The organism is uncultured Tateyamaria sp., assembly GCF_947487805.1.
Lineage (GTDB): Bacteria > Pseudomonadota > Alphaproteobacteria > Rhodobacterales > Rhodobacteraceae > Tateyamaria.
Map to the genome: position 1 here is coordinate 147,555 of NZ_CANKXW010000004.1, position 19,567 is coordinate 167,121.

The following is a 19,567-nucleotide window of genomic DNA, read 5'->3' on the forward strand; positions in this document are numbered from 1 at the left end:
CGGCACCGGTTCATTCTGCAACGCGCGCAAATACGCCCATTCGACGCGATCCACACCGGTCAATACGCGGCCCGCACGGCGCATCAACCGCGTGAGATCCAGCAGGCGCGCAGGCGGGGGGTTATGTGTCGTAGTGACCAGTTTGATGCCATCTCCACGCGTCGGTGATCATCGTTTCAAGCGTGGACCGTTTCGGCTGCCAACCCAGTTCGGTTTCAGCGCGCGTCGACCCGGAGACGAGTTTCGTACAGTCGCCCGGACGACGTGCGCCATCGGTGTAAGGAACGGCCTGATTTGTCACCGCGCGCGAATGATCAATCACCTCGCGGACAGAGAAACCAGATCCGGTACCCAGATTGAACACCCGACTGCCTTTGCCATCGCGCAGCCACCCGAGGCCAAGCACATGCGCATCGACCAGATCACAGACATGAACATAGTCGCGGATACATGTGCCATCCGGTGTGTCATAGTCCGTGCCGTACACGGTCAACGCATCCCGTTTGCCTGCAATCGCGTCCAGCATCAGCGGGATAAGATGTGTCTCGGGTTGGTGGAATTCACCAACCTCGCCATCCGGATCGGCACCCGCTACGTTGAAGTAGCGAAAGATCACATGGCGCAGCCCATAAGCCGCTTCGAAATCGACCAGCACATCTTCGATTGCGCGCTTGGAGGCACCATAGGCGTTGATGGGCAGCTGCACGCTGTTTTCATCCAACACGACATTGTCCTGATCGCCATAGGTCGCGCAGGTGGATGAGAAAACAAAATCCAGACAGCCAGCGGCCACCGATGCCTCGATCAGGGTCAGGGATCCAAGCACGTTGTTGCGCCAGTATTTACCGGGTTCTTTCATGCTTTCGCCCACTTGGCTAAGGGCGGCAAAGTGCATGACGGCGACGGGTTTGTACTGTGCAAAGACCGCGTCCAGCCGGACGCGGTCCATTAAATCCCCTTGTTCGAAGGGTCCGAATTTCACCGCATCACGCCAACCTGTTTCAAGGTTGTCGTAGGTGACGGGAACATACCCCGCATCGCGGAGCGCCTTGCAGGCATGCGAGCCGATATAACCCGCACCGCCCGTCACCAATACATGCTTCACGTCAGATTCTCCGCCCTATTCGGCCGCGTTTTCCATACGGACCGCGTCGCGGATAAACCCAAGCAGATCTTCGCGCAACTCTTCGCGCGCAAGGCCAAAGGACACGGTCGCCTGCAGGAAGCCTGACTTGGAACCGCAGTCGAACCGCTGGCCGCGGAACCGGTAGCCGTACACACCGTTGTCGCCACCAATCTCTTGAGCGATAGCATCGGTCAGCTGGATCTCACCGCCAGCGCCGGACTTCATCTGGTTCAACGACCGCAGAACATCCGGGTCAAGGATATAGCGACCAATCACGGCAAGGTTGGACGGCGCCTCTTCGGCCTTGGGCTTTTCGACCATGCCGCGCACCTTGACCATCTGGCCCATGTCTTCTTCGACATCAAGAACACCGTAGGACGATGCCTGGCTGGCCGGGACTTCCATCGCGGCGACCATGTTGCCGCCCGTCTGTTCGTATGCCTCGACCATTTGCTGCAAACACGGTTTTTCAGCGGCGATCACGTCATCAGGCAGGATCACGGCAAAGGGTTCATTGCCAATCAAGCGGCGCGCGCACCAGACCGCGTGGCCAAGGCCCAGCGCCTTGTGCTGACGGATATAGGCAATCGCACCGCTGTCCATGTTGGTGTCCTTGAGGATCGACAGCAGTTGGTCCTTGCCCTTTTTGCGCAATTCCTGCTCAAGCGTGGGGGCATGGTCAAAATAGTCCTCAAGCGCGCCCTTGCCGCGCGAGGTCACAAAGATGAATTCCTTGATCCCTGCAGCGCGCGCTTCGTCAATCGCATATTGGATCAACGGCCGGTCGACCAAAGTCATGATTTCCTTAGGGACGGATTTCGTTGCAGGCAGGAACCGTGTTCCCAGTCCGGCGACCGGAAAGATCGCCTTTGTTACTTTTCTGCGCATGCGCGTGATCCTCAAACTGATAAATGACCGGCGATTGTTACGAAGTTACTTGGCTGCCGTGTTGGACCAACCTTTCAACAAAAAGTGTCGAAAGTCCAAAATTAGCTGGGCCATTTCACGTCAATAATCGCCTTTTTTCCGACTTATTGTCCCAAAAGGCGTTCAGCGCCCATGCGCGTGGCTTCCCGTTCGACACGTTCTGCGAACCCGTAGGGTCGAAAAACGGGGTCATCCCGATCCGATCTTCCATAGATGCCACCCCTTTGCTCCCAATACCCGTCCGGATGAAACCGGACATGGTGATAAAGAGCGGTATGTGACATCAGCAACAAGGTGACAATCTCCCCGTTTTTCACCCTACGGCTGGCTTCAGCGCGCAAGCGACGCGCGCTCCAGATCCGGCCAGCCAAAAGGACGCTGCGCCGTGGCGGTTCCGCCATCGGTTTGAACGGTGAAATCGGACTGCTGGCCAGCTGCGCGCCGCCTCTTTTGCGCATAAGCCCCTGACTGTATCCTTGGTCAAGACGGCCGAGCAGGCTGGTCACGTCGCGCGGCAACAGGCGACCACCGACCATATGTTCCAGAACACGCGTGCGCTCGGACATCCGGATGTTGCGCCAGTGTTCGCGCCGCAGGGATTCGGCCAAATACTTGCGCTGGAACACCGCCCAGCTTGCGCCGATATCGAACAGGTCCCGCGGCACGCGGTCAGGGCGCCTGCGTGCACTGGCCGCAAACCCATGATGTACCTGCGCCATAGGCACAATGGCCGTGGCATGCCCCGCGCGGGCAAGGCGCAGGTTCAGGTCCGTTTCATCGAGGTAAAAGGCAAATCCAGGGTCGAACCCGTCCAGTTCAATCAGCACATCCCGCCGGACAGCCATATTTGTGCCTTCGGTCTTGGTCGCGCGGGCACCACGCGGTTTGAGGACAGTGGCGCGTTTCGGGTTCATCTCCATCAGTTCGGTATCGCCAAATTGGTCGACACTGCGCGCCTTCCACTGATACGAGATACCGTTGCGCCCCCGCACAAACCCACCCATGGCAGCGACGTATGGACGTGATGCAGGGGCGACAAGCTGTGTCAGCCAGCTGGGCTCCGGCACTGCATCGTCGTCGATAAAGGCAACAATGTCCCCCGCGGCGTGGCTGATCCCTAGATTGCGCGCCTCGGAGATGTTGGGCCGGTCGAATGGCACCAGTTTGATCGCATCCCCCATCGGGGTGTCTGCAATTTCCGCTGCGCCCTTTGGGTCTGCGACGACCACGATTTCAAAAGGCGCGTATTGCACCTGAAACAGCCCAGCCAGACACCGGCGCAACGCAGTCGGCCTGTCGCGGCTCACCACCACAACGCTGACCGCAGGATGGGTCATCGCAGACCCATCTGTGCCATCATCTGTTCGATCTTGGGAACGTCCTCGGGGTTGTTCAACTCCCAGAACTGGCGGCCACGCGCTTCGACTTCGACGCACAGGACGTGGCGGCCGTTTTCCAGGAAACGCAACTGCTCCAACCCCTCCAGCGTCTCCAACGGACCCACGGGCCATCCCGGGTAGGCGGCCAGAGCATCCGGACGGTAGGCATAGACGCCGACGTGGTGGAACACCGGCGTATCAGCATCCGCGCTGTAGGTCGCGTTGGCGTAGGGGATCACTTCCTTGGAGAAATAGAGCGCTTGCCCCGACGCACCGAAAACAGCCGTGGTGCCACCCACACGGCCCGCCTTGCGGTCATCCAGAAAGCCCGTCAGCGTGGCACCATCACAGCGCAAAACAGGGGTCGCGATCTGTGCATCCGGCGCCGCGCGCAGCCCGTCCACCAAACCTTCGATGAACCACGCGGGCGTCAATGGGGCATCGCCCTGAAGATTAACGACAATTTCATAGCCGCCGCCCAGTGCCTCGTGCGCCTCTGCGCACCGTTCAGTGCCATTGCCGCAAGCCTCGGACGTCATCACAACCTCGGCCCCAAACGCCTCGGATGCGGCACGGATCCGGTTATCATCCGTCGCCACCACAACCCGGTCCACGCCGTTCACCTCGCAGGCGGCACGCCAGCTGCGTTCGATCAGCGTTTGCGCCACGCCTGTGGCACCCGTCAGAGGCACCAGCGGTTTGCCCGGATACCGGGTCGAGGCATAGCGGGCCGGGATGACAATCAGAACGGACATCAGGCGGGCTTCAACTCCACGCCCGGCGCATAGGCGATAAAGAACGGATTGGCATAGGTTTCCTTGCCGTACATCAGCGTCTCATGGTTGTCGAAGCGCACGACCTTGCCGCCTGCACCGGTCAGCACAGCGTGACCCGCGGCGGTATCCCACTCCATCGTGCGCCCGACGCGGGGATAGATGTCTGCCTCGCCAGTGGCGACAAGACAGAATTTCAGCGACGACCCCGCGCTTTTCATGTCCTTGACGTTGTACTTGTTGATATAGTCGTCCGTTGCCTGATCCCGATGGGATTTGGACGCGACAACCATCAGGGCGCTGTTGTCGCTTTGGGCCACATTGATCGGCGTAACGTCTCCCATCGTGTCCTTGTCGAGCGCACCGCTTTCTTCGACGGACTGACCATCAGAGAGCGTAAAGAACATCCGCCCTTTTGCTGGCGCATAAACAACGCCCCGCGTCGGCACGCCACCTTCGACCAAGGCGATATTGACCGTAAAGTCGCCCCGGCGGTGCACGAATTCCTTGGTGCCATCCAGCGGATCAACGATCAGGAACGTATCGCCGGTGGTGGAATGGGTCGCGGCCTGTTCTTCGGTCACAAGCATCACATCGGGAAACGCGGCCCGCAGTCCTTCGGAAATCAGAGCGTCCGCCGCCTCGTCCGCTGCGGTGACGGGGCTGTCGTCGGATTTGGATTTCACTTCAAAATCGTCGGCGTCGTAAATTTCCATGATCTTGTCGCCCGCCTCGAGCGCAAGCTTGCGGATGACCGGGATCAAATCGTCGTAGTTCATTAAATCGTTCCTTGCACGGGCATTTGTTGAAATCGCTGCACGTGCCCCTTATGCTGCGGTGCTAACGGAACGGCAAGATTTCCCTGCGACCATCGCGTCAGTCGAGGCAGAACCGCACATGTTTCAATCAACCCGCAAGCCACAGTCCGGCTTTGGCACCGCCATGGCGATGTTCGAAGTCATCTATCATTCGATCGTCCGGTCGGTGCGCAAGACACATAACAACGCGTTCCTCGCGATCGCGATGAACATGCTGCAGGCGGTGATCTTTGTCGGTGCCTTCTATGTCATGTTTTCGGTGCTTGGGTTGCGGGGCGCCGCGATCCGAGGCGATTTCCTGGTCTACATCATGACGGGTATCTTCCTGTACATGACGCATACCAAGTCGCTGGGCGCGGTCGTGGGGTCCGAAGGACCGGCAAGCCCGATGATGCAGCACGCGCCGATGAATACGATCGTCTCGATTTCATCTGCCGCACTTGGCGCCCTCTATGTCCAGGTGCTGTCGCTTTTCATGATCCTGTTCATCTACCACGTCGCCTTCACCCCGCTGGAGATTGACGACCCGTTCGGTGCTTTCGGTATGCTGCTGATCGCATGGTTCACCGGCTGCGCACTGGGCCTGGTGCTGCTGGCGATCAAGCCGTGGTTCCCGACATTCGTGTCGATTTTTACACAAATTTACCAGCGGGCAAACATGATCGCCTCGGGCAAGATGTTCGTTGCAAACACCCTTCCCAGCTTCATGCTGGCCATGTTTGACTGGAACCCGTTGTTCCATACGATTGACCAGTCCCGCGGATATGCGTTCATCAACTACAACCCGCGCTATTCTTCCTGGGAATACGCGCTTTGGGTTGGAATTATCCTGATCATGGTGGGTCTGATGGGCGAATTCTACACCCGCCGCCACGCCTCGCTCAGCTGGAACGCGCGACGCTAGGCCGCAACGCGGGACGGGCCCAGCAACAGCACATCCAAGCGACCGTCCACACGAAAACTCAGCCAGATCAGATAACTGCCAAAAACCAGCATCCCACCCACGCAGACCAAGGGCGCAAAAACCCAGGCTTGGGTGGAAAACGCGTTGCGCCACAGAAACCAGACCGTGCTGAGCAACAGGTAAGTGGAGAAATCCACGTTGAACTGGCCTTGCCAATTCATGGCCAGCACAGCACCCGCAAACGGCGTGATCAGATCCAGGCCATCACGCCCGACAACCACAAGAGTATAGACCACCAAAACGGCCACAAGGCCGAAACAGATCAAGCGCAAAGTCCGCATCACCCGATTCCTCCATCCAAAATTCTCTCATGGTCTAGGTCCGGCAAATCAGGCGCTCAATTACCTCGCAGGTCATATTCCAGCCCGATACCTTCATTGTTCCAAAAATATGCACGGGGTTTGGGGCAGCGCCCCAAGGCCCTTGCGGCCTGAGCAAAAACAAGATCATGCGCGCCGAAAGGCGCTCCATTTGGAAGACCCGGACACTACAGCACGACACGGCACGTCAGGTTGATCCGCCCGCCCTGGGGCAACAGGGACGACGATCCAAATCGGATACGGTCCACCCCATGATAGGTCAGGCGCGCAGCCCCACCCATCACCACGACATCACCTGATTCCAGCCACAGCGTCTCTGTCTTTCCGCCGCGCTGCGTATTGCCGATCCGGAACAATCCCGCATCGCCCAGCGAAATCGATAGGACCGGCCAGTCAAAATCGGCCTCATCCTTGTCCTGGTGCATCCCCATGCGCGCACCTGCGCCGTAAAAGTTGACAAGACAGCAGTCCGGGCCTCGCTCCGCGTCCACCAGCGCTCGCCAGATATCGAGGATTGCCGCGGGGATCGGTGGCCAGGCCGTACCGTTCGGATGCTGCGCGGCATACCGGTATCCGGATCGGTCGGCATACCAGCCGAGCGCACCGGCTGACGTCATGCGTACGCTCATCGGTTTGCCATATGGCGTTTGCGGCGAAAACAGCGGTGCCGCGGCGACAATGGTCCGAATGTCGCCGACAAGCGCGGCTTGGCTACCCGCGTCCAGGTACGCTTTGTGTATGTCGAATCCCCGTACGGTCAGCCGCATGACCACTTCTCCCGTGATTATGTGCAATTTTTGCTGTTTTGCCGCCTGTCACAACGGTTGCAGCGCCAATTCACCCTCCTTATATACGCCCCAGCGCGCACGGGATCGTGCGCAAAATCATGCGTGGCGTCGATGCCGAAACGGGTCGCCGCCTCGTGTCATCGCCTTGAACTGATATGAGGGATCGAAAACATGGCCAAAGTCATTGGTATTGACCTGGGAACCACAAACAGCTGCATCGCCATCATGGATGGCAGCCAGCCCCGCGTGATTGAAAACGCGGAAGGTGCGCGGACAACCCCGTCCATCGTCGCATTCACAGAAAACGAACGGCTCGTCGGCCAGCCTGCCAAGCGGCAAGCGGTGACGAACCCCGACAACACCATCTTTGGTGTCAAACGCCTGATCGGCCGCCGCAACGATGATGCGGATCTGGCCAAGGACAAGAAAAACCTGCCCTTCAATGTGATTGATGGCGGCAACGGCGACGCATGGGTCGAAGCGCGCGGCGAGAAATATTCGCCGTCGCAAATCTCGGCCTTCATCCTCGGCAAAATGAAAGAGACAGCGGAAAGCTATCTCGGCGAAGACGTGACCCAGGCGGTCATCACCGTCCCCGCCTATTTCAACGACGCACAGCGTCAGGCCACCAAGGATGCGGGCAAGATCGCGGGCCTCGAAGTGCTGCGGATCATCAACGAACCGACAGCGGCCGCGCTGGCCTATGGTCTCGACAAGGAAAACTCGCAAACCATCGCGGTCTATGACCTTGGCGGCGGGACATTCGACGTGACCATCCTCGAGATCGACGACGGCCTGTTCGAAGTGAAATCGACCAACGGCGACACGTTCCTGGGGGGTGAAGACTTTGACATGCGCATCGTCAACTACCTCGCGGACGAGTTCAAAAAAGAGCACGCCGTTGATTTGACGCAGGACAAGATGGCCCTGCAACGTCTCAAGGAGGCGGCGGAGAAGGCCAAGATCGAGCTGTCGAGCGCAAACCAGACCGAAATCAACCAGCCCTTCATCTCGATGGGCAGCAACGGCCAGCCGCTGCACATGGTTATGAAGCTGACCCGCGCCAAGCTGGAACAGCTGGTGGGTGACCTGATCAAATCCTCGATGAAACCCTGCGCCGCCGCGTTGAAAGACGCAGGTCTGTCTGCCTCCGACATTGACGAGGTTGTGCTGGTCGGCGGGATGACCCGCATGCCGCGCGTGGTTGAGGAAGTGACCAAGTTCTTCGGCAAGGAACCCCATAAGGGCGTGAACCCTGACGAAGTGGTCGCCATGGGCGCCGCCATTCAGGCCGGTGTTCTGCAAGGCGACGTCAAAGACGTTGTCCTGCTCGACGTGACGCCGCTGTCGTTGGGGATCGAAACGCTGGGTGGCGTGTTCACTCGCCTGATCGACCGCAACACGACGATCCCGACGAAGAAGAGCCAAATCTTCTCGACCGCCGAAGACAACCAGAACGCCGTGACCATCCGCGTGTTCCAGGGCGAACGGGAGATGGCCGCCGACAACAAGATCCTTGGCGCCTTCAACCTCGAAAACATCCCGCCTGCCCCGCGTGGCATGCCCCAGATCGAAGTAACCTTTGACATCGACGCCAACGGCATCGTGTCGGTGGGCGCCAAGGACAAGGGCACCGGCAAGGAACAACAGATCACGATCCAGGCCTCGGGCGGTTTGTCGGATGACGACATCGAACAAATGGTCAAGGACGCCGAGGACAACGCCGAGGCGGACAAGGAACGTCGCGAGCTGATCGAGGCGAAAAACCAGGCCGAGAGCCTCATCCACTCGACCGAAAAGTCGATGGAAGAGCATGCGGACAAGGTGGACCCGACCACAATCGAAGCCATCGAACTGGCGATTGCCGCGCTCAAGGATGACCTTGAGGCGGACGGCGCCGGTGCGGACAAGATCAAGTCCGGCATCCAGAACGTGACCGAAGCGGCCATGAAGCTGGGCGAGGCGATCTACAAGTCGGCGCAAGAAGAGGGCGAAGAAGAGCCCGCTGGCGCGGACGAACCCCGCGGTGACGATGATGATATCGTCGATGCCGAGTTCGAAGATCTCGACAACGACAAGCGCGCCTGATCTTGCACGCAAGGGAACCAATCAAGGGGCCGGTCCAAAACGGGCCGGCCCCTGACGTTCCAACAAAGGATATGATCCATGGCAAAACGTGACTATTACGAGGTGCTTGGCGTCTCCAAAGGGGCCAGCGCCGACGAGATCAAAAAAGGCTATCGCACCAAAGCGAAAGAGTTGCACCCCGACCGCAACGCCGACAATCCCAACGCCGAAGCACAGTTCAAAGAGGCCAACGAGGCCTATGACGTTCTGAAGGACGCCGACAAGAAAGCAGCCTATGACCGTTTTGGTCATGCCGCATTCGAAGGCGGCATGGGCGGCGGCGGTGGACGTCCCGGCGGCGGCTTTGGTGGCGGGCAGGGCGATTTTGGCTCCGCGTTTTCCGACGTGTTTGACGACCTGTTCGGTGACTTCATGGGTGGTCAGCGCGGGGGCGGCGGCGGACGTCGTGCCGCACGCGGCTCCGACTTGCGCTACAACCTGCGCATCTCGCTCGAAGATGCGTTTGCGGGTCTGCAAAAGACCATCAACGTCCCAACCTCGGTCAGCTGCAACAGTTGCGACGGATCCGGCGCCGAAGGCGGGTCCGAACCGTCCACATGCCCGACCTGTTCGGGCATGGGAAAGGTGCGCGCGCAGCAGGGGTTCTTTACCGTTGAACGTACTTGCCCTACATGTTCGGGCCTCGGTCAGATCATCCAGAACCCGTGCAAGACATGCTCAGGCGCGGGTCGCGTGGAAAAAGACCGTGCACTGTCCGTAAACATCCCGGCCGGTGTCGAGACCGGCACCCGCATCCGTCTCGCCGGAGAGGGCGAGGCAGGCATGCGTGGTGGACCGTCGGGTGACCTGTATATCTTTATCGAAGTGTCGTCGCACAAGCTGTTTGAACGCGATGGTACGAACCTGTTCTGCCGTGTCCCGGTCAGCATGGGCACCGCCGCCTTGGGTGGATCCATCGAGGTTCCGACCATCGACGGCGGCCGTGGCCGCGTGCAAATTCCTGCGGGCTCCCAATCGGGTCGCCAGATGCGGCTGAGATCCAAGGGTATGCCGGCGCTGCGCGGCGGTGGACAGGGTGACATGTTCATCGAGCTGGCGGTCGAGACCCCGGTCAACCTGACCAGCCGTCAAAAGGAATTGCTGCGCGAATTCGAGGACCTGTCGGAAGAGAACAACCCCGAATCGTCGAGCTTCTTTTCTTCGGTTAAATCCTTCTGGGACTCGATGAAGGGGTAACCCTCGCAGAGCTTGGTGGTTTGGGCGCCTATTCTGCAGCCGCATTAACCGTTCCCTAACCATGCTGCGGCAGGTTGGTGGCATGTCTGAATTCGCTGAACAGCCCTTGCCTTTCGATTTTGACGAAGCGGTCCCCGTGCCAATGCCGCGGGGCCGCACGCCGTCCTACATGGCCGATCACCGCAAGCGTTTGCGCACCCGGTTCATGGCAGGTGGCGCGGTGGCCATGCCGGATTACGAACTGCTGGAACTTATCCTGTTTCGCGCCATACCGCGACAAGACGTCAAACCATTGGCTCATGTGCTCATGGCCGAATTCGGCGACTTCAACGGTGTCGTGTCCGCACCGCTTGATCGGCTGCACGCCGTAAAAGGGGTTGGTGACGCTGTCGTGTGTGAACTCAAGATCGTGGAGGCGGCGGCCCACCGCCTAGCTCGCGCTAAGATCATGAACAAGCATGTTATTTCCAGCTGGGACGCGCTGGTTGACTATTGCCACACCACTATGGCCCACCGAGAGACGGAACAATTCCGCGTGCTGTTCCTGGACCGCAAGAATGTGCTGATCGCGGACGAAGAACAGGGCAAAGGCACGGTGGATCATGTGCCCGTGTATCCGCGCGAGGTTGCCAAACGCGCGCTGGCGCTAAACGCGTCTGCGTTGATCCTTGTGCACAACCATCCATCCGGTGACCCAACGCCCAGCCAGGCGGACATCGACATGACCTCACAGATGGAGATTGCCTGCGCGGCACTTGGTCTGACCTTGCACGATCACCTGATCGTAGGACGGTCGCGCGAGTTGAGCTTCAAGACCGAAGGCTACCTTTAGCGCACCCACACCTCGACCCGCCGGTTGGCCTGTCGCCCCCATGCGCTGTCATCGCACGCCATGGGCAGCGCCTCTCCGAAGGCATCGACATCCATCTGCTGCCGCCCGAAATCCACCGTTTCAGCAGCCGCCTGAACCGCGCGTTTGACGGCCTCGGCCCGGCGCAGGGCGATGTCGCGGTTGGCCGTCGCTGGCCCGTCGCCGTCACTGAACCCAACCAACAGCACCTGGCGCGCATCGTATTTGCCTTGTTCGAGAGCACGGGCAAATTGCTGAACATTCGACCGGGATTGCGCATCCAACCGCACGGACCCCGCCTCGAACCGGAAAGAGGTCGTGAGCCGCGTCATACCGTAAAGCGTCCGCGTCATACGCTGCAATTCCTCCAGCGACACCTCCGGGCCCGCGGCGGTCACCGCATTCGCAAAACGGTAACCTTGGTCGTTGATCGAAATCTCCTCCGGGGCCTGATCCACAAATCCCGCGCGACGGATCACGATCTGCGCCGATGCGCCGCGGGTGAAAGCCAGAAATTCACGCGCGATCTTGGGCAAGCGACGGGCGGGCATGTAAAGGAACATGGGCGCGGTCAGCGGATAGTCTTCGGTTTTGATCGTACCGCGCGCCGCAGACAGCGAAAAACCGCACGGGCCTGTCAGCGTCAGCGCCCGTGCATTTCCCGTATCTGCATAGCTTGCAATGCCAATCCCAAAGGGATCGGCCATCACCGCGTCCACCACGTCGCGAGGCCGGTCGTGGCGTATGATATCCTCGGCCAGGAATAGCCGCGCGGGGCCCATGATTTCGTCCTCGACCGCCTGGCCAAGCCCCGTCCGGTCACCGGGCAGATACAGCGCGATGGGGGCGTCAGCGCCGCCAAGGTCCTGCCAATTCGTGATCCGCCCGGCAAACACGCGCGCCAGATCCTGCGGCGATATGCGGTCAACCGGGTTAGAGGGCGCAACAATGGGCACCATGGCATCCAGCGCCAACACCCGACTGCGATTGGCGTCCGTCATGTCGCCCATCCCGGCATCCCGCGCGCGTTGGCGTTCCTCTGGCCGGATTTCGCGCAAGGCCATCACAATATCCGCATCGTTCGTCAGCAAATCGGCAAACCCTTCGTCCGTGGTCGACACATGGAAATAAAACAGTGCCACTGATTTGTCGGACGTGTTGTCCTTGAGTTCATAGACAAAGTTTGATGGGCCCAGCGCCAACCGCCCGGCGGTCAGATCATTGCGCAGTGCGAACCCTTCGATCAGCGCAGGCATCAGAACAGAGCCCATGGTGGCCGATCCTGAGATGCTGATTTCCGCGACAAAATCCTGAAGGTTTGGACAGGCCGGGCCATCACAGAGCACACCGGAGCCGTCGACCGTCAGTTCACCATACACGGTTTCGATGCGATAAAACTCACCATCGAACCCCAAAAGCGTCCCGCTCAATTCAACCTGACCATCAGGGGATGTCAGGGTGACATCCTGCGCGGTCAGCGCGGTCGCAAAAAAAGAAAGTGCGGCGAAAATCGCCGCACGAACCCAAGCCATAAGATGCCCTTTGTCACAACGGTCAGTTGCCAGCGACTTTCAGGTCTGAGACCAGATTGTTCAACACCAGAAAACTGCCAACCGCATCGCAATCCGGCACAGAGAGGATCAAATCCTGCGTTTTCATCGTGCCGCCAGCCATCATTTCCAGCGATTGCGCTTCGATCTCAAGGCCGCAGTTGTTGTTTGTCACCTCTGCCTCGACGCTCATGTCGATGATGCCGGTGTCTTGCGCCGCTCCGGTAGGAAAGGTGTAGATCTCTGCGACAAGCGGTTCTGCGGCCAAGGCATCGCCAAGGCGCATGGCAAAACCGTTCTGACCGCGCGCCATTCCGGCGGCGTTTTGAGGCGCACCTGTCCAGACATGTCCATCCTGGCCATAGTCTGCGCCAAATTCACGGGCATGCAGTTCAAACCCGGCCCGCCCGCGCCATTGCAGCGCAACGCGGTCGTACATTCCGAGATCTGGTACAGTTGTCTGCGCTACCGCACCTTCCCCCGTCGAGAATGCGAGAATGAAAACGGCCTGCTCCGTCAAAGCGGGTACTGTAACGGTCAGCCCACCGGCCGCGTCCGTTGTTTGCGTGAACATCATGCCGTTATGGTGCACGGTCAGCCTTTCGTTGGCCGCACAAGGTGCATCAAGGGTCAGATTGACCATTGCGGCAGACGTTGCCGTGGCGTTCGCGGTCATTTCGCACTGTTCCGGGTTCGGCAGCGCGTCTTGCGCTTGCGGCACATCAGTTGCGGAGACGGACGCGCGCTGCACCTGCGCTTCTGCATTCGGGACGGGCACGATTGCCGGATCCGAGGCGGATGTCAGTTCGATTTCTTCGACCTCGAGAAGGATATCGCCGCTGGCGGTGCCGGACAGCGTCTCTTGGGGCGGGTCAGCCGCCGGGATGGTAATCGGCCGCGCCGATTTGCCATAACGTTCCTGCGCTGTCTCGCTGCTTTGCATCACGAAGCCAATGCCGACCGCAATGGCAAGCGTACCAACCGCTGTAGCGATTTCCTTCATATGCTGCATTGTCCCACGTCCCTTCCACGGATTGGATCAGGATTGGATTTCGCACAGCAAAGGGGCCGGGTTATGACCGGCGCGCGGAGTCTTTAAGGCGGGATTGTGGCGGGCGGCTTAGGCCAATCGCCCGTGACATTGCTTGAATTTGCGCCCCGACCCACAGGGGCACGGCGCGTTGCGACCGGGGTTGCCCCATGTTGCCGGATCGTTTTCGTCAAACCCGGCGGCGACTGCTTCCTCGGTCGGTGCCGGCAGACCGGCATCTGCCGCGGGTGCTTGTGCCGCGGCTTGCTGGGCTGCAATATCCGCGAGCATCTGCTCCCGTTCCTCTTCGGTCATCGGACGGATCAGCGCCAGTTTCTGGGTGACTTCGGTTCGCAGACTGTCCAGCATCGCTTCAAAGAGTTGGAACGCCTCGTTCTTGTACTCGTTCAGCGGATCACGCTGCGCATAGCCGCGGAACCCGACCACCGACCGCAGATGTTCCAGCGTCAGCAGGTGTTCGCGCCACTTGCCGTCGATGGCCTGCAAGATCAGTTGTTTTTCGATGCTGCGCATATTCTCCGGGCCAAAGGCCTCGGTCTTTTGCGCCATCAGCGCATCGCTGGCCTCGATCAGGCGTTCGCGAATCTGCTCGTCATCCACGCCCTCTTCGTCGCACCATTCCATCACGGGCACGTTCAGGCCCAGATGTTCGATCACCGCTGCATACAGACCCTGCGTGTCCCATTGATCTGCATAAGTGTTTGCAGGCATGTACTGATCGATCAGGTCATCAACGACTTCGTCGCGCATGTCGGACGTGATCTCGTGCAGATCCTCGGCTTCCATGATCTCGCGGCGCTGGCTGAACACGACCTTGCGTTGGTCATTCATCACATCGTCGAATTTGAGCAACTGCTTGCGGATGTCAAAGTTTCGGCCTTCGACCTTCGCCTGCGCGCGTTCCAGCGACTTGTTCACCCACGGGTGCACAATCGCCTCGCCTTCCTCCAGACCTAGCGTCTTGAGCACCTTGTCGAGACGGTCAGAGCCAAAGATCCGCATCAGGTCGTCTTCGAGACTCAGGTAGAACGACGTACGTCCCGGATCACCCTGACGACCCGACCGGCCACGCAGCTGGTTGTCAATGCGACGGCTTTCGTGCCGTTCAGAGGCCAGAACGAACAGACCCCCGGCCTTGAGCACCTTCTGCTTTTCGTCTTCGTGCTCGGCTTCGATCTTGGCGCGGATGGCTTCGGGATCGGCCTCTGGATCGGCAGTGATCGCCTCCAAAACCTTCATCTCGACGTTGCCGCCCAGCTGGATGTCGGTACCGCGACCGGCCATGTTGGTCGCGATGGTCACGGCGCCCAGTTTGCCTGCATCCGCAATGATCTGCGCCTCTTGCTCGTGTTGGCGGGCGTTCAGGACATTGTGCGGAATGCCCTCTGCCTTGAGCATGGTCGAGAACATCTCGGACTTGTCGATGGATGTGGTGCCGACCAGAACGGGTTGCCCCTTCTCGTGGGCCTCTTTGATCTCTTTGACCATCGCGCCGTATTTCTCGGTCCCGGTGCGGAACACCTGATCATCTTCGTCCACCCGGGCGATGGGGCGGTTTGTCGGTACCTCGACAACACCCAGACCATAAATCTCGCTGAACTCTTCCGCTTCGGTCGCGGCAGTCCCGGTCATACCGGCCAGTTTGTTATAGAGGCGGAAATAGTTCTGGAACGTGACCGAGGCCAGCGTCTGGTTCTCGGGCTGAATCTGAACGCCTTCCTTGGCCTCCAGTGCCTGATGCAACCCTTCGGACAGACGACGGCCCGTCATCATGCGACCTGTAAATTCGTCGATCAGAACAACCTCGTTGTCCCGCACGATGTAATCCTTGTCACGAGCGAACAGTTTGTGCGCGCGCAGACCCTGATTGACGTGGTGCACGATTGTCGTGCTTTCAGGGTCATAAAGCGACGCGTCCTGTTCGATCAGACCGCGCACGCGCAGCTGTTCCTCGAGGAACTCGTTGCCTTCATCGGTGAAGGTGACGTTTTTCTGTTTTTCGTCCAGCGTGAAATGTTCGTCCTGGATCAGCGGGATGATCGCATCGATGGTTACATACATCTCGGACCGGTCCTGAAGCGGGCCGGAGATGACCAGCGGCGTACGTGCCTCGTCGATCAGGATGCTGTCGACTTCGTCCACGATGGCGTAATTATGCCCGCGTTGAACCATGTCCTCGATCGAGGGTTTCATATTGTCGCGCAGGTAATCGAACCCAAGCTCGTTGTTGGTGGCATAGGTGATGTCGCAGGCATAGGCCGCGCGTTTCGCCTCTTCGCCGATTCCATTGATCGCGATGCCGGTGGTCAAGCCCAGCGCGCCATAGACCTTGCCCATCCATTCCGCGTCGCGTTGCACGAGGTACTCGTTCACCGTGACCACGTGCACACCTTTGCCGGTCAGAGCGTTCAAGTAGCAGGCAAAGGCCGCCGTCAGGGTCTTGCCCTCGCCGGTCTTCTGTTCGGCGATATTCCCTTGGTGCAGGAAAATCGCGCCTAACAGCTGTGTGTCATAGGCGCGCAGACCCAGCGCCCGCTTGGCCGCTTCGCGACAGTTGGCAAAGGCCTCTGGCAGCAGGTCATCGAGGCTCTCGCCGCCCATGGCACGTTTGGCCAGTTCCTCGGTCTTGTCCTTGAGACCGTCATCGCTCAGCGCCTCGAACTCGGCCTCAAGCGCATTGATCTTTTCGACCAGTGGGCGCGTCCCCTTGACCTTGCGATCATTGGGGGTGCCAAACACCTTCTTGGTGAGCGTTCCGAAACCGAGCATGCGTTCTCCAGCCGATCAATTCATGTTGTGCAGCAACTGCTTGCCGGGCGCGCGCCAAGCCCATAGATACGGTGGGCAGAAACCGGCCCAGGCCGCGTCCATAGGGCGATGTAAGGGTCACGCTATACCGTGTCAATGCGCGCAGCCTTGTGCGCACAGCCCAAGGACTATTCGATGATGAAACGCCTCCTTTCCCTGCCCGCTCTTGGCCTGGTTGCCGCAATGGCGCTGCCTGCATCTGCGCAGGATGCAAACACAGTCGTTGCAACCGTGAACGGAACCGACATCACCGTTGGTCACATGGTCGTGGCACGAGCGACCTTGCCGGCCCAATTCCAGGAACTGCCGGACGAGGTGCTGTTCAACGGCATTCTGGAGCAACTGATTCACCAAACCCTGCTTGCGCAGGCCTTTGAAGGCGATCTGCCGCAACGCGCCATTCTGTCGATCGAGAACGAAACGCGCTCGCTCACAGCCGGTGAGGAGCTTGAGCTGCTGTTCGGTCGGACAATCACACCCGAGGCGGTCCAAGCCGCCTACGACGCCCGGTTCGAAGGCGAAGAGCCGTCGCGCGAGTATAATGCCTCGCACATCCTTGTCGAAACCGAGGAAGAGGCCAAAGCCGTTATTGCCGAGATCGAAGGTGGTGCGGATTTTGCGGCCACCGCACGTGAGAAATCCACCGGCCCGTCCGGCCCAAATGGCGGGCAGCTGGGTTGGTTTGGCACAGGCGCCATGGTCCCCAGCTTTGAGGCGGCTGTAATCGCCCTGAAAGAGGGCGAAGTGTCCGATCCCGTTCAGACGCAGTTCGGCTGGCACGTGATCATCCTCAATGAAACCCGCGTGCAGGAACAGCCCTCGCTGGAAGAGCTGCGCCCCGAGCTCGAGGGCCAGGTCCGCGAGGCAGCACTTGACGCCTATGTTTCCGAGCTGACTGCCAAGGCCGAGATTGATCAGTCCGGGGCAACCGGGATCGACCCCGCATTGCTCAAAGATCTGACGCTGGTCGAATAAGACATGGCGACCAAAGTTTCGCCGTTGGCGCCCGCAGCCTTTCCTGCCCTGCCGGTCATCGACGGCGTACGCTTTGCCGCCGCCGCAGCCGGAGTGAAATACAGCGGGCGCACGGATGTCATGCTGGCCCTGTGCCAGCCCGGTACAGCGATTGCCGGAACGTTCACCCGGTCCGCGACACGATCCGCACCAGTGCTGGATTGCCAGTCCAAGTTGGGCGGGCCAACGGATGAAGGCGCGGCTATCCTCGTGAACTCGGGCAATTCCAATGCCTTTACCGGGCGCAACGGCTTGGCCTCTGTCGCGGCCATCGTCGAGGCAACAGCCCAAGCCACAGGCACGCCACCATCGCGCATATTTACCGCATCGACCGGGGTCATTGGTGAACCGCTCCCCCATGATCGCATCACCGCCAAGCTGGTCGAACTGAACGGCGCGCTGGCAGCTGATGCAATCGAAGGCGCGGCGCAGGCGATTATGACGACGGACACATATGCCAAGGGGTCGTCGTCAATATGTACGGTGAACGGTGGTCAGGTCAAAATCGCGGGTATCGCCAAGGGAAGCGGCATGATCGCGCCGGATATGGCCACGATGCTTGTCTATATCTTTACCGATGCCGTGATTGATCAGAACCACTTGCAAGAGGTGACGACCCGCGTCTGTGACCGCACGTTCAACTGCATCACGGTCGACAGCGACACCTCGACCTCTGACAGCCTACTGGTCGCCGCAACGGGTGCGAGCGGTGTGGATGTGACGGGCGCGGCGGAATTCGAGAGCGCTCTGGAACAGGTCATGCTGGATCTCGCGCACCAGGTAGTGCGGGACGGCGAAGGGGCCACCAAGTTCGTAGAGGTCGAAGTCACCGGTGCAGTGGATGCACACAGCGCCAAGGTCCATGGCCTGTCCATTGCGAATTCGCCACTCGTCAAAACCGCCATCGCCGGAGAGGACCCGAATTGGGGTCGCGTGGTCATGGCAGTGGGCAAGTCCGGCGCGCCTGCGGATCGCGACACTTTGTCGATCTGGTTCGGGGACACGTTGGTTGCAGAAAACGGGTGGGTCGCCCCATCCTATGTCGAGGCGGACGCAGCAGAGCATATGAAAACCGATCACATCCGCATCCGTGTTGATTGCGGGATGGGCGGCGGTGCGGCCACGGTTTGGACCTGCGACCTGACCCATGGCTATATCGAGATTAACGCAGATTACCGCTCATGAAGATCGTCCTTGTCTCTGCCGTGGCACTGATTGACGTGGACGGCCGGGTGTTGCTGGCGCAACGGCCCGAAGGCAAATCCATGGCCGGTCTGTGGGAGTTTCCTGGCGGCAAAGTCGAGGACAACGAAACGCCAGAGGCTGCGCTGATTCGCGAGCTTGAAGAAGAGCTGGGCATCAACACGTGGCAGTCATGCCTCGCGCCGCTTACCTTCGCGAGCCACAGCTATGACACCTTCCACCTTCTGATGCCTCTTTTCGCCTGCCGCAAATGGGAAGGCACCCCACAATCCCGCGAGGGACAGGCGCTGAAGTGGGTCAAGGCGCGCGATCTGAGCCAATATCCGATGCCAGCGGCCGACATCCCCCTGATTCCGATACTGCGCGATTGGCTGTGATCGGCACTCGCGTTTTGTTTTTATTCCGACTAAAAATGCACGTTTTGGGCGACATTGTTGATGACTTGTTAACCATGCCGCGTATAGTTGCTGATATCGCTTTCTGACTGGGGAGGAAGGTTATGCTGAAAACTATCATTATGGGCAGTGCTGTTTTGGTGCAGGGTATCTATGTAAAGACCTTGCCAGATGGACGCATGATGGTGCGCGTCGATGGGGCCCAATACGCGGGCATGCCCGTCACGTAAATCAGACAAAGCTGCCAAGAAAAAAGGGGAGACAGAATGTTCTGTCT

18 protein-coding genes are annotated in these 19,567 nt (G+C 59.6%); 8 read left to right on the forward strand and 10 right to left on the reverse strand.

What is annotated here, in order from left to right; translation table 11 throughout:
- Positions 1-121: 121 nt before the first annotated feature.
- From galE to cysQ, 5 genes are all read right to left on the reverse strand, one after another.
- Entirely contained in the window at positions 122-1,105 is a 984-nt protein-coding gene (gene galE / locus Q0949_RS11910) for a UDP-glucose 4-epimerase GalE (RefSeq protein ID WP_299372205.1), read from the reverse strand.
- A 15-nt stretch (positions 1,106-1,120) separates the two neighbouring features.
- Positions 1,121-2,014 carry a UTP--glucose-1-phosphate uridylyltransferase GalU gene (gene galU / locus Q0949_RS11915; RefSeq protein WP_299372208.1) on the reverse strand — a complete coding sequence of 298 codons (894 nt, stop codon included), beginning with the start codon at positions 2,012-2,014 and terminating at the stop codon, positions 1,121-1,123.
- 143 nt (positions 2,015-2,157) lie between these two features.
- The gene (locus Q0949_RS11920) at positions 2,158-3,390 is read right to left on the reverse strand and encodes a glycosyltransferase (RefSeq protein WP_299372211.1); all 1,233 of its coding nucleotides are present in this window, start codon (positions 3,388-3,390) and stop codon (positions 2,158-2,160) included.
- The gene (locus Q0949_RS11925; protein WP_299372216.1) at positions 3,387-4,187 is read right to left on the reverse strand and encodes a manno-octulosonate cytidylyltransferase; all 801 of its coding nucleotides are present in this window, start codon (positions 4,185-4,187) and stop codon (positions 3,387-3,389) included. Before Q0949_RS11925 ends, Q0949_RS11920 begins: the two co-directional genes overlap by 4 nt.
- Positions 4,187-4,984, reverse strand: a complete 798-nt coding sequence (gene cysQ / locus Q0949_RS11930) for a 3'(2'),5'-bisphosphate nucleotidase CysQ (protein ID WP_299372219.1) — start codon at positions 4,982-4,984, stop codon at positions 4,187-4,189. The genes Q0949_RS11925 and cysQ overlap by 1 nt, the downstream gene beginning before the upstream one ends.
- A 118-nt stretch (positions 4,985-5,102) precedes the next feature.
- Between cysQ and Q0949_RS11935 the strand changes: the two genes are divergently transcribed.
- Positions 5,103-5,927 (forward strand): ABC transporter permease, encoded by an 825-nt coding sequence (locus Q0949_RS11935; protein WP_299372222.1) that lies wholly within the window; start codon positions 5,103-5,105, stop codon positions 5,925-5,927.
- Here the strand turns inward: Q0949_RS11935 and Q0949_RS11940 are convergent.
- The gene (locus tag Q0949_RS11940) at positions 5,924-6,268 is read right to left on the reverse strand and encodes a hypothetical protein (protein ID WP_299372225.1); all 345 of its coding nucleotides are present in this window, start codon (positions 6,266-6,268) and stop codon (positions 5,924-5,926) included. The genes Q0949_RS11935 and Q0949_RS11940 overlap by 4 nt on opposite strands.
- A 206-nt stretch (positions 6,269-6,474) precedes the next feature.
- The gene (locus Q0949_RS11945) at positions 6,475-7,074 is read right to left on the reverse strand and encodes an alpha-ketoglutarate-dependent dioxygenase AlkB (protein WP_299372228.1); all 600 of its coding nucleotides are present in this window, start codon (positions 7,072-7,074) and stop codon (positions 6,475-6,477) included.
- A 192-nt stretch (positions 7,075-7,266) separates the two neighbouring features.
- Here Q0949_RS11945 and dnaK point away from each other — a divergent pair, with 192 nt between their 5' ends.
- The 3 genes from dnaK (at position 7,267) to radC (ending at position 11,251) form a co-directional block, all read left to right on the forward strand.
- Positions 7,267-9,183 carry a molecular chaperone DnaK gene (gene dnaK / locus Q0949_RS11950; RefSeq protein WP_299372231.1) on the forward strand — a complete coding sequence of 639 codons (1,917 nt, stop codon included), beginning with the start codon at positions 7,267-7,269 and terminating at the stop codon, positions 9,181-9,183.
- A 78-nt stretch (positions 9,184-9,261) separates the two neighbouring features.
- Positions 9,262-10,419: a molecular chaperone DnaJ gene (gene dnaJ, locus Q0949_RS11955; RefSeq protein WP_299372234.1), complete on the forward strand. Its 1,158-nt coding sequence runs from the start codon at positions 9,262-9,264 to the stop codon at positions 10,417-10,419.
- Between the two features lie 82 nt (positions 10,420-10,501).
- A complete protein-coding gene (radC, locus tag Q0949_RS11960; RefSeq protein WP_299372237.1) occupies positions 10,502-11,251 on the forward strand; it encodes a DNA repair protein RadC in 750 nt (249 codons plus the stop codon).
- Here radC and Q0949_RS11965 read toward each other — a convergent pair.
- The 3 genes from Q0949_RS11965 to secA all read right to left on the reverse strand — a co-directional run bounded on the left by Q0949_RS11965 (position 11,248) and on the right by secA (position 16,639).
- Positions 11,248-12,801, reverse strand: coding sequence for a phosphate ABC transporter substrate-binding/OmpA family protein (locus tag Q0949_RS11965; protein ID WP_299372240.1), 1,554 nt, complete (start codon positions 12,799-12,801; stop codon positions 11,248-11,250). The two genes, radC and Q0949_RS11965, sit on opposite strands and share 4 nt — an antisense overlap.
- Positions 12,802-12,823: 22 nt before the next feature.
- A complete protein-coding gene (locus Q0949_RS11970; RefSeq protein WP_299372243.1) occupies positions 12,824-13,831 on the reverse strand; it encodes a hypothetical protein in 1,008 nt (335 codons plus the stop codon).
- A gap of 108 nt (positions 13,832-13,939) precedes the next feature.
- Positions 13,940-16,639 carry a preprotein translocase subunit SecA gene (secA, locus tag Q0949_RS11975; protein WP_299372246.1) on the reverse strand — a complete coding sequence of 900 codons (2,700 nt, stop codon included), beginning with the start codon at positions 16,637-16,639 and terminating at the stop codon, positions 13,940-13,942.
- 174 nt (positions 16,640-16,813) lie between these two features.
- Here secA and Q0949_RS11980 point away from each other — a divergent pair, with 174 nt between their 5' ends.
- From Q0949_RS11980 to Q0949_RS11995, 4 genes are all read left to right on the forward strand, one after another.
- Complete coding sequence (locus tag Q0949_RS11980; RefSeq protein WP_299372249.1) at positions 16,814-17,653, forward strand: peptidylprolyl isomerase; 840 nt, start codon at positions 16,814-16,816, stop codon at positions 17,651-17,653.
- 3 nt (positions 17,654-17,656) lie between these two features.
- Positions 17,657-18,877: a bifunctional glutamate N-acetyltransferase/amino-acid acetyltransferase ArgJ gene (gene argJ, locus Q0949_RS11985; protein WP_299372252.1), complete on the forward strand. Its 1,221-nt coding sequence runs from the start codon at positions 17,657-17,659 to the stop codon at positions 18,875-18,877.
- Positions 18,874-19,272: a (deoxy)nucleoside triphosphate pyrophosphohydrolase gene (locus tag Q0949_RS11990; protein WP_299372255.1), complete on the forward strand. Its 399-nt coding sequence runs from the start codon at positions 18,874-18,876 to the stop codon at positions 19,270-19,272. The genes argJ and Q0949_RS11990 overlap by 4 nt, the downstream gene beginning before the upstream one ends.
- A gap of 122 nt (positions 19,273-19,394) precedes the next feature.
- The gene (locus Q0949_RS11995; RefSeq protein ID WP_299372258.1) at positions 19,395-19,520 is read left to right on the forward strand and encodes a hypothetical protein; all 126 of its coding nucleotides are present in this window, start codon (positions 19,395-19,397) and stop codon (positions 19,518-19,520) included.
- The last annotated feature ends 47 nt before the right edge of the window (positions 19,521-19,567 follow it).